At 69.0% G+C, this 10,527-nt stretch carries 8 protein-coding genes and 1 tRNA gene; 4 read left to right on the top strand and 5 right to left on the bottom strand.

Annotated features, from left to right (window positions below; genetic code table 11):
• Positions 1–82: 82 nt before the first annotated feature.
• On the bottom strand, positions 83–1,675 hold the full coding sequence (locus tag ACAG20_RS08575; protein WP_370492230.1) for an FhaA domain-containing protein: 1,593 nt from the start codon (positions 1,673–1,675) through the stop codon (positions 83–85).
• Positions 1,676–1,931: 256 nt separating this feature from the next.
• Between ACAG20_RS08575 and ACAG20_RS08570 the strand changes: the two genes are divergently transcribed.
• Positions 1,932–2,014, top strand: a tRNA-Leu gene (locus tag ACAG20_RS08570).
• A 169-nt stretch (positions 2,015–2,183) separates the two neighbouring features.
• Here ACAG20_RS08570 and ACAG20_RS08565 read toward each other — a convergent pair.
• Together ACAG20_RS08565 and ACAG20_RS08560 are read right to left on the bottom strand one after the other, a co-directional pair.
• Positions 2,184–4,322, bottom strand: coding sequence for a DNA gyrase subunit A (locus ACAG20_RS08565; protein ID WP_370492229.1), 2,139 nt, complete (start codon positions 4,320–4,322; stop codon positions 2,184–2,186).
• Positions 4,323–4,343: 21 nt separating this feature from the next.
• Positions 4,344–6,377: a toprim domain-containing protein gene (locus ACAG20_RS08560; RefSeq protein ID WP_370492228.1), complete on the bottom strand. Its 2,034-nt coding sequence runs from the start codon at positions 6,375–6,377 to the stop codon at positions 4,344–4,346.
• Between the two features lie 41 nt (positions 6,378–6,418).
• Between ACAG20_RS08560 and ACAG20_RS08555 the strand changes: the two genes are divergently transcribed.
• Positions 6,419–6,664 carry a hypothetical protein gene (locus tag ACAG20_RS08555; RefSeq protein ID WP_370492227.1) on the top strand — a complete coding sequence of 82 codons (246 nt, stop codon included), beginning with the start codon at positions 6,419–6,421 and terminating at the stop codon, positions 6,662–6,664.
• 57 nt (positions 6,665–6,721) lie between these two features.
• Here the strand turns inward: ACAG20_RS08555 and ACAG20_RS08550 are convergent, their stop codons facing one another.
• Both ACAG20_RS08550 and ACAG20_RS08545 read right to left on the bottom strand, forming a co-directional pair.
• A complete protein-coding gene (locus ACAG20_RS08550; protein ID WP_112685700.1) occupies positions 6,722–7,441 on the bottom strand; it encodes an SDR family NAD(P)-dependent oxidoreductase in 720 nt (239 codons plus the stop codon).
• Between the two features lie 53 nt (positions 7,442–7,494).
• Positions 7,495–8,118: a TetR/AcrR family transcriptional regulator gene (locus ACAG20_RS08545; protein WP_165824998.1), complete on the bottom strand. Its 624-nt coding sequence runs from the start codon at positions 8,116–8,118 to the stop codon at positions 7,495–7,497.
• Positions 8,119–8,245: 127 nt separating this feature from the next.
• Here ACAG20_RS08545 and ACAG20_RS08540 point away from each other — a divergent pair, with 127 nt between their 5' ends.
• Both ACAG20_RS08540 and ACAG20_RS08535 read left to right on the top strand, forming a co-directional pair.
• On the top strand, positions 8,246–9,616 hold the full coding sequence (locus ACAG20_RS08540; protein ID WP_370492226.1) for a flavin-containing monooxygenase: 1,371 nt from the start codon (positions 8,246–8,248) through the stop codon (positions 9,614–9,616).
• Entirely contained in the window at positions 9,613–10,524 is a 912-nt protein-coding gene (locus ACAG20_RS08535; protein WP_112685694.1) for an alpha/beta hydrolase, read from the top strand. Before ACAG20_RS08540 ends, ACAG20_RS08535 begins: the two co-directional genes overlap by 4 nt.
• Positions 10,525–10,527: the final 3 nt, after the last annotated feature.

The raw sequence follows: 10,527 nt of genomic DNA, 5'->3' as shown, positions 1-10,527 counted from the left end.
ATACTTGGACGTCAGTGACCGTAGGGCAAAGCGGCAGGGCTTTGCCCGTTCCGGGCCGGTTCGGCGTGGCCCTCGGTCGCCGCTAGTGGACCCGAACGATGATTTCGGAGTGACCCAGCCTGATCACGTCGCCGTCGGCCAGCTGCCACTCCTGGACCGGAGCGTTGTTCACTGTGGTGCCGTTGGTGGAGTTCAGGTCAGACAGCAGCGCCACCCGGCCATCCCAGCGAATCTCCAGGTGACGCCGCGACACCCCGGTGTCCGGGAGCCGGAACTGGGCGTCTTGGCCGCGGCCGACCACGTTGGTGCCCTCGTGCAGCTGGTAGGTCCGGCCGCTGCCGTCGTCGAGATGCAGCGTGACCGTGGCCGGAGCCGAGTAGGCGCGCTGGCCGTAGCCGCTGCCCGGAGCGTCGTAGCCACCCGCGGGCTGCTGGCCGTAGTCCTGGCCATAGTCGTAGCCGCCGCCCTGCGCGTCGCCGTAGCCGCCGGGAGCCTGCTGGCCGTAGTCGGGACCGTAGTCATAGCCGCTCGGGGCGCCCTGGGACTCGCCGTAGCGGTAGTCGGGCTGGCCGTATTCCTGGCGGCCGTAGGACGGCGAACCCTGGTCGGGGTAGCCGGGGCCGCCCTGGTCGGGGTAGCCGGGCCGTTGGTCGGGCTGCGCCTCGGGGTATCCGCCGAGCTGGGAGTAGTCGTCGTGGCGGGCCGGGGGGCGCTCGTAGTCGCCGTACCCGGGCTGTCCTCCCCCGCCCGGGTAGCCCGGCGCCGGTGGCTGCTGGTGCTGCGGGTAGCCCGGCTCGTAGCCGGCGGGGGCGCCGTAGCCGCTCGGCGGCCGCTGCTCGTAGGACTGGGGCTCGTAGGACTGCGGGTAGCCAGCCTGGCCGCCGGCGTAGCCGCCCTGCTCCGGGTAGCCGCCCTGCTCGGGGTAGCCGCCCTGCTCGGGGTAGCCACCGTGCTCGGGGTAGCCGCTGTGCTCGGGCCGGCGGGGCGGGGCATAGCCGCCCGGACCGCCCTGGCCGCCCGGACCCTGGTCGGGGTAGCCGCCACCGCGTTGGTCCGGCTGGTACGGCTCGGGTCCCGAGGCATGCTGGCCGCGGGGCTCTTGGCCGCCGCGGGGGTCATCGGCGGGCCGACTGTAGCGCGGGTCGTAATAGTCGTCGCCGGGACGGTCCTGCTGCCCATGGGCGCCGCGGTAGCTCGGGTTATCGGTCATCGGTGGCACTCCTGATTCTGCGAAAAACGCATGATCTGATTGTGGCGGGCGGGGTTTATTGACCGTGTGGCTGGGGCGGGCATCCGGATTGACAGCGCCCCGCGTGCGGACCTGGCCGGTACGCAGACTCGGCGACTGCTCGAACCGGACAACCACATCACCATACGTTTGCCACCCCTGTTCGCCGATGTATCCCGCTAAATGCCGGGCGAAGGCCTTCGACGTCCAATCCTGGTCGGCGCCCACATTCTCGTAGTCGTCCACACCGAGGGTAATGACGTATTCGTTGGGTGCCAAAAGCTGGTTTCCGGCCAATGCCCGCACCCCCGCGGCGGCCTCGCGGCGCAACGCCGCCTCGACCTCCTCGGGGACGACCTCCCCGCCGAAGACCCTGGCCATCGCATCCTCCACGGCGGATTCGAGCTTGCGCTCGATGCGCTGAACCAGCCCGCGCTGGCTGTTCATCCGCTGCCCGCCTCACCCGCCGCCGCCAATTCGTCGCCTATTCAGCCGGGGACGCGTCGCCGCGGCGTGTCGCTGCGCTGCATCCGCCTGGACATGGTATCGACCCGGAGTGTCACCGCGGCACCCTTGTACGGCGGAGAATCGGATAAGAGCAGGTCACGGTGGGGTCACGAGGGTCTGCGCTACGGTGGTCTGCGGGCGCCGAACCGTGTCGAAAGCGCCCTTCGGCAACCGTGATAGGCTCCCTCGGTCGCTCGGGCGAGTGGCGGAATGGCAGACGCGCTGGCTTCAGGTGCCAGTGTCCTTCGGGACGTGGGGGTTCAAGTCCCCCTTCGCCCACACTGTTGATGAGTCGCGTCATAGGTGACACCTGAGTCGCGTCATCGGGTACAGATTGCCCCGGCCTCGGCCGGGGTTTTTCTGTACTCCACACGTGTGGCTGCGCCGGAAGCGTCCCGGCCGTGCCGGTCGAGACCGCCGCCGAAGGGGCGCGGGTCCGATTCGCCGGTTACGACGCCGGCGTCACGCCATCACCCGAACCCTTGATCGAGGCCTTCGCCCGCGGCTCGGCGCGCACCGCCCGCTTGCCGCGCACGAACCCGGTCGCCGAGACCGACGCGGAGAACAGCGCCTCCTCACCCTTGACGAACGGGTGGAATCCGACGCCGGCGCCGCCGCGCTTCTTGACCGGAATATCGGCGGCTTCGGTCACTTTCCAGCCCTTTTCGGACCTCGACAGGATGGCTTCGCCGTTTCCGCAGCTGAGCGGCAGCGCGGCGATGACTTCATCGCCCTCGCCGGCGAGCTTGACCCCGGCCACCCCGTTGCCCGCCGCGCCCTGCGGATTCACCGTGGCCGGGTCGATGCGCAGCACCTTTCCGAGACGGGTCACCAAGGCCAGGTGGTGACCGTCAGCCAGCACACCCGAGCACAGCAGCCCGGTGATGTCCGGCGCGACGGGGATGTCGCGGATCTTGTACGGCAGCCCGGCGCCGGTGGTGAATTTGATCCGCCCGTCAGTCCACACCGCCCACCCCAGGCCTGCGGTGAGCAGTTCGCCGTGGCTGTCGGAGAACACGCCGCGCTCATCGAGGCGCCAGGCGGCGTTGACCTTCCGCTCGCGCGGCCCATCCTCGTCGACGCTGGGCGTCACGGGTGTGGCCTCGGGGTCCAGCACGGTGCGACGGTCGAACTCGGGGCCTTTGAACAGTTTCGCGGTCTCGACCAGCTCCCGGTCGATCACCTTGCGGCGGGCCTCGGGGTTGGCCACCAGCTCGGTCAGCTCGGCGAACTCGGCGTCCAACTTTTCGGCTTCGGCCCGCAGCTCGATGACGTCGAGCTTGGTCAGCCGGCGAAGCTGCAGCGCCAGGACGTAATCGGCCTGCTCGGCATCGATCTCGAACCGCTGCTGTAGCCCCTGGCGGGCCTCGTCGACGGTGTCGGACCCACGGATCACCGCGACCGCGGCGTCGATGTCCAGGTGGATGACCATCAGACCGGCCACCAGGTGGCGGCGCGCGGCGACCTTCTCCAGCCGGTACTCGCTGCGGTGCAGCACCACTGAATCGCGCAGCGATAAGAACGCGCGGATCAGCTCGCGCACCGACCACCAGCGCGGCACCCGGTTCTCGTCGAGTGCCACCAGGCTGGCGGCGAACGTCGACTCCAGCGGGGTCAGGGCCAACAGTTGGTCGCGGATCTGTTCGGCACTGTGTCCGCGTTTGGCGGTGACCACGATCCGAAGCCCGTTGCGCCGGTCGGTCAGATCCGACATGTCGGAGACGCCGGACAGCTCCCCGGACTCGATCAACGACCGAATCCGTTCCTGCACGGTGTTACTCGCCACTCCGGGCGGCAACTCGGTGACGATCACGTCCTTGCCCTCGACCGAAACCGTGCCCCGCACCGTGAACGCGCCGCGGCCGGTGGTCAGGTATTCACGGAGACCGGCCGTGCCGACCACCGTGGCGCCGCACCCCCAGTCCGGCCCGGGGATGAGCTTGACCAGCCTGTCGTCGGTCATATTCGGCGTGGCCAGCAGCGCCCGGCAGGCGGCCATGATCTCGCGCGGGTTGTGGGCGGGGACCTTGGTCGCCCAGCCTTCGGCGATGCCGACAGCACCGTTGCAGAGCAGCACCGGCCACCGTGCCGGCAGCACCGTGGGTTCGGTCCACTCGCCGTCGAACGTGGACATCATCGGCACCGCGTGATCGTCGAGTTCGGCGGTCAGCGCTGCGCCCGGTGCCGACAGCCGCATCTCGGTGTAGCGGTCGGCGGCGGGGATGTCGCCCTGAATGCGCGGGAAGGCACCGTGGCCGTCAATGACTTTCACCCGCTGGAAGTCCGCCGCCAGCAGTGCCGCGGCCCCGTACATCGAGGCGCCACCGTGCGGGTGCAGGTTGCCGGTGACGGCCGAGCAGACCTTCGAGGACTTCTGCGGCTTATTGCCGGGCAGCAGTTTCGAATCGTGCATCTGATAGAGCAGCCGCCGCTGGCCGGGCTTGAGACCGTCGAACGCGGACGGGATGGCGCGGTCGCTGACACTGTAGAGCGCGAACGTCAGCTGGTAGTGGTTCCAGTAGTCATCGGCACTCTGGTCGAGTACCAGGTCGGGGTTCTGCTCGGGAATATCGAGGGTGGCGGTCACGGTGTCTCTCCTAGCGGTCCGCTACGTCAGGTCCAGCGCGGCGGTGTCGACCCGGGCGGCGACATCGGCCATCCAGGTGCGCCGGCCCTCGGGCGGTCCGCCGAACAGCGTGTGGTGCAGCCGGCTCTCACCGTCATCGAGGTGTACCCGAATGACGGTGCGCCGCTGTGGATCCAGCACGGTGTTCCAGAAGTCATCGGCGTCCATCTCGCCGAGGCCCTTGTTGCGCTGCACTTCGATCTTGCGTTTCGAGGAGGCTTTGAGCTGTGCCACCGCGGCGTCGCGTTCGGACTCGTCCTGGCAGTAGATCCGCTGCGTGCCGTCCTTGACGACGAACAGCGGCGGCAGGGTGACGTAGACCATCCCGGCCTCGACGAGCGGGCGATAGAAGTCGAGGAACATCGAGATCAGGCTGGAGTTGATGTTCCCGCCGTCGGGGTCGGCGTCGGAGGCGAACAGGATCCGGTCGTAGCGGCACAGTTCCGGGTCACAGTGGTCGCGCACCCCGCAGCCCAGAATGCGTTCGATCGAATCGAACTCGTCCTTGGCCCGCGCCTTGCTCAAGGCGAAGCCGTAGACGTTGGGCGGCTTGCCCTTGAGCGGGAAGGCAGCCTGGAACGTGGCATCGCGGGCTGCTTTGATCGTGCCGAGCGCCGAATCGCCTTCACACAGGAACAGTTCGGCACCCGATCCGCGGCCGGTTTCCTTGCTGGGCAGCAGTTTCGGTGGCAGCGACAGGTTGGTTCCCAGGCCTTTGGCCTTGGACGCCGCGCGGGATCGGGCCTTGGCGCCCTCGGCGCTGCGCCGGGCCCGGGCCGACTCCAGTGCCAGCTTCGTCCACAGCGTCACGGTGTCGGCGTTGGCGGGGTTGGCCGCCCAGATGGTGACGCTGCGCGCCACATCGGGGGCCATCGCCAGGTTCAGCGACCGCGACGACACCGCGGTCTTGGCTTGGGAGTCCCAGGCCACGTCCGGCGCGCGGGTGTCGACGGCCAGCGCCGTGACGGCGGCGAAATCCTGTGGCTCCGGGCCTTCTTCGCCCTTGGCCAGCCCCAGGTCGCGGATCCGGGAGGCGCGGTCGGCCAGCGCTTCGGTTAGCCCTTTGACCGCGGCGGTCAGGTGCGATCCGCCGCCGGGGGTGCGCACGGTATTGCAGAACGCGGCCACTGTCGCCGGCTCGGCCGGGCCCGCGGTCAACGACCAGCGGAACGGGGTCGGGCCCCGGCCGGTGGTGTACTCGCCGCGGCCCTCCACGACGGCGCGGACCTCGGGGCTGGGAGTGCCCGCGGCGGTGCACATCAGGTCCAGCAGGGTGTCGGTACCCCAGGGGCCGCTGAACGGTGCGGTCAATGCCGGGGGAATCTCCTCGCCGGGCCAGCCTTCGTCGACGACGACCAGGTGCACACCGGGCGACATCCGAGACGAGGCGTGGGCCCGCAGCAGCACCTCGCCGATATCCACGGTCGAATCGGGCACCACGGCCGGGTCGAACAGGATGCGAACGGTGGTGCCGTGTGCGTTGGGCTTGCGGTTGGCAGTGCCGCGCAGCTTCTGGGTGTCGGCGCGGGTGAACGGGGCGTCCGGGTCGAAATCGTCGCCCTCGAACACCCCGGGGTAGCCGCGGCCGAAACTCTGCAGGTAGGTCTTGCCGGCTCGGCGCACCGTGACATCGGTACGTGCGGAGATGAAGACCGCTGCGGCGGCGCCGATTCCGTTCAGACCGGCGCCGGTGCTAGCAGCGTCGGCGTGGACCGAGAATTTGCCGCCGGCCCGCGCGGTGCCCAGGGTTTTGACGATGCCGTTCTTGCCGTTCACCGGGTCGGAGTCGATGGGCAGGCCCCGGCCGTCGTCGGCGACGCTGACCGACCCGTCGGCGTGCAAGGTGATCGTCACGCAGGAGCCGCCGTGGCTGGGATCAGCCACCTCTTCGATGGCGTTGTCCACCAGCTCCCGCATAGCGGTGTTGAGCACGTCCAGGCCGAGGTTGACCGCCGGTCGCAGGCGGGTGTGCTGGACATCGTCGAGCTCGGTGATGTCGGCCGCGGTGTAGCTCACTGCTCGTGTTCTCCATCAGTGCCGGGTGAGGTGCCGCAGGAATGGTAGACGGCGCAGCTGACATCTCAGTGGATTCCGGTCGGCGATTGCAGCAGGCGCTGACCGGCGCTGTGGCCGACCTGGCCGGCTCAGATACCGAGCACGGCTCGCGCCCGAATCATATGGTCGGGGTCGGCGGTCGTCGGGATGAGCCGGAGTTCGTCGAGACCGGCGTCGCGCGCGCCGTTCACGGCGGCCAGCAGCCCGGCTACCTCGCAGTTCAGCGTCCGCGCGGCCGGGGCGCCTAGCGGTTGTCCCGTCCAGCGGGCACCCCAGGCCGGCCCGGCCGCTGACCACGGCGTCCGTTAGACCGCTGAACCCCCGCCGTCGACGTACAGCGTCGATCCGGTCACATAACTGGCGCGCGGCGAGGCCAGAAACAACACCGCCTCGGCGATCTCGGCCGGGTGGGCGGTGCGCTGCAGCGGCAGGGCCGCCGCGACGTCATCGATGAACTCCCCCATTGCCGCGGTGCCCGGTGTTCGCGTGGGTCCGGGCGAAACACTGTTGACGCGGACACCGTTGGCGCCGAACTCCGCTGCCCAGGTGCGTGTCAGCGCTGCCAGCGCAGCTTTGGTGGCGCTGTAGACCGACGTGCCCGGGAATCCCTTGTCGGCGGCGGTGGAGGTGATGTTGATGATGCTGCCCCGACCGCGTTCGACCATGCCCCTTGCCACTTCGGCCACCAGGAAATAGCTGCCGCGCACATTCGTGTCGAACATCTGCTGAAACGAACCGAGGTCTTGCTCGAGTGTCGGCGCGACCGGGAACACCGCGGCGTTGTTGACCAAGATGTCGACCTCGCCGGCCTGCCCGACCAACCGCGTCACTGCGGCCAGATCGCTCAGATCGGCCTGTACGAAGGTCGCCTTGCCGCCGATCTCGGCGACCGCCTGCGCGCCGCGCTCGGCATCGCGACCCGAGATCACCACCGTGGCACCTTCGGCCGCCAGCAGACGTGCTGATTCGAGACCGATGCCGGCAGTGCCGCCGGTGACCACGGCGACCTGATCGAGTAGTTCCATGCATCGGTGCAACGCCCCGGCGAGGAGATTAATCCCGCGTCCCACGATCCGTATTAGTCGACCGCGCAGCTTCGGCTCGGTGACAGCTGCAGTGCGGGCAGCACGTAGCGCCGTAGATGTCGCCGCAGTGAGGCGGGGTCATCGGGATCGATGTGGCTGCCCGGCACGCTGCCCAGGCTGATCATCACCCGGGCGATCCACTCGCTGGCCTCGCCGATGTCGGTGTCGGGATGGATGTCCCCGGCCGCGGCGGCGGCCTCGACGAAGGGGTGCCAGAACGCCGCAAGGTCCGGGACCAGGCCGCGGACGCCCGCCCCGGCGCAGGCGGTGAACTCGTCGGGTTCGGAGGTACGCAGCCGCATCAACAGCGTGCCCGGGTCGTCGTAGGCCCGCCGGCCGATCTGCACCCCGGCCACCAGCTGGTCTTCGAAGCTGGACAGCGTCGACAGCTCGGCGCGGGTTCGCGCCCAGCTGGTCTCGACCAGCCGGATGATCGCCGTGCCCACCAGCGTCGGCTTGTCCGGAAAATTCCGGTACAGCCAGGCCCGCGACACCCCGGCGCGCTCGGCGACGTCGATCATCGTGGTGGCGCGGATGCCCTTGTCGGCCAGCAGCTGCTCGGTCGCGTCCAGCAGCCGGTCGGTTGTCGACGACGCGACTGCCGGCTTTGCGTTCACGGACCACCTCCTGGCCGGCAAGCCTAACAAGACGGTAGACAGATTCGAAGATCTGTGTACTATTGCGACTCATTGCGTAGACACTCCCGCCAAACCTGTCTACTCCCCCGACGCCGGAGGTTCACCCATGCCCGCACCCCGCACCGCGATCATCGGGGCCGGCATCAGCGGGCTGACGGCCGGAAAAATGTTGTCCGACTACGCGGTCGACTACACCTGCTTCGAATCCTCCGACCGGATCGGCGGCAACTGGGCCTTCGGCAACCCCAACGGGCACTCCAGCGCCTACCGGTCGCTGCACATCGACACCTCGAAACATCAGTTGTCCTTCAAGGACTTCCCGATGCCGGCCCACTACCCCGACTTCTTGCACCACACGTTGGTCAAGGAGTACCTGGAGGCCTACGTGGCCGCCTTCGAACTCAGGCGCAACATCGAGTTCGAGACCGAGGTCGTCCACGCGCAGCGGCTGCCCGGCGGCGGCTGGGAGTTGCAGTTGGCCGGGGGTGCGCGCCGCCGCTTCGACCTGCTGGTGGTCGGCAACGGCCACCATTGGGACCCGCGCTACCCGGACTTTCCGGGTGAGTTCAGCGGCGAGACGCTGCACGCGCATCACTACATCGACCCGAAGACGCCGCTGGAGTTCAGCGGCAAGCGCATCCTGGTCGTCGGCCTGGGCAACAGCGCCGCCGACATCGCCGTCGAACTGTCGTCGAAGGCCCTGGACAACGAGCTGACGTTGTCGACGCGCTCCGGCGCCTGGATCGTGCCGAAGTACCTGGCCGGCAAGCCCGCCGACAAGTACTACCGGACCAGCCCGTATCTGCCGTTCTCCTGGCAACGCAAGTTTCTGCAGTGGACCCAGCCGCTGATCGCCGGGCAGCCCGAGGATGTCGGGCTGCCGACGCCCAACCACAAGTTCTTCGAGGCGCACCCCACCCAGTCGGTGGAACTGCCGCTGCGACTCGGCTCCGGTGACGTCATCCCCAAGCCCAATATCAGCCGATTCGACGGCGCCACCGTGCATTTCACCGACGGCACCAGCAGCGACTTCGACATCATCATCTACGCCACCGGCTACAACATCACATTCCCGTTCTTCGATCCGGAGTTCATCAGCGCACCGGACAACCGGATCGACCTGTACAAGCGGATGTTCTATCCCGGCATCGACGACCTGGTGTTCGCCGGCTTCGCCCAGCCCACCCCCACGCTGTTCCCGTTCGTCGAGGCGCAGGCCCGGCTGATCGGCGCCTATGCGGTCGGGCGCTACCGGCCGCCGTCGGTGGCCGAGATGCGCCGGGTGATCGACGCCGACATGCGCAAGTTCACCGGCCATATGCTCGACACCCCGCGCCACACCCAGCAGCTCGACTACTTCCTCTACGAGCACGACCTGCGCACCGCCGAGATCCCGTGCGGCGCAAGGCGGGCCGCCGAACTCGGTGCCCCCCGTTGGGCCGGGGTGACGGCGGGCGAGGAAGGGGTCTCGGCGTGAACCGGATCCGGTTCGACAGTGACGGCACCAGCTGCGTCGGGCAGTTTTTTCCCGCCGCCGGCGACGACGACAGCGCACCGGTCGTGGTCCTCGGGCACGGGTTCGGCGGCACCGTCGACTCCGGTCTGGTTCCCTTCGCGCAGCGGTTGAGTGCGGCCGGATTCGCCGCGCTAGCCTTCGACTACCGCTACTTCGGGGAGTCCGGTGGCCAACCACGGCAACGGATTTCGGTCAAGGAGCAGGTGGCCGACTTCCGCGCCGCGTGTCGGGCCGCGGCACGTCAACCCGGCGTCGATCCGCGGCGGGTCGTGGTGTGGGGCGTCTCGCTGGCCGGTGGCCATGTCTTCGAGGTGGCCGCCACCACGCCCGGTGTGGCCGCCGCCGTCGCGTTGACCCCGTTGGTCAGTGGACCGGCGGCCGCGGTGGCGGCGTTGCCGCACCACCGTCCGGCGACGCTGTTGCGCTCCACGGTGACCGGCTGGCGCAGTGCGCTGGCCCAGCGCCTGGGCCGCGAACCCGCGACGATCCCGCTGGTGGGCCGGCCCGGAGAGCTGGCCACGCTGACCGCCGACGGCTACTACGATGCCTACACCGCGATGGCGGGACCGACCTGGCGCAACGAGGTCGACGCGCAGGTCGGCCTCCAATTGGGCAGCTACCGGCCGGCAGCCAAACACGCCGCGGCGATCACCTGCCCGATGCTGGTGCAGATAGCCGACTTCGACCGGGGCACTCCCCCGCAGGCCGCGGCCAAGGCGGCGTTCACCGCACGCGCCGAAGTGCGCCACTACCCGTGCGACCACTTCGACGTCTTCTCCGGCGGCAACTGGTTCGATCACGTTGTCGAGCACCAGATCGCGTTCTTGACCCGGCACCTGACCGCGCCGACCGCTACCGTCACGGATTAGGAG

Origin of the sequence: Mycobacterium sp. pW045, from assembly GCF_041287085.1 — a bacterium.
In the GTDB taxonomy this organism is placed as follows: Bacteria; Actinomycetota; Actinomycetes; order Mycobacteriales; family Mycobacteriaceae; genus Mycobacterium; species Mycobacterium algericum_A.
Note: the sequence above shows the minus strand (reverse complement) of the source record. Positions and strands in the feature narration are given on the sequence as shown.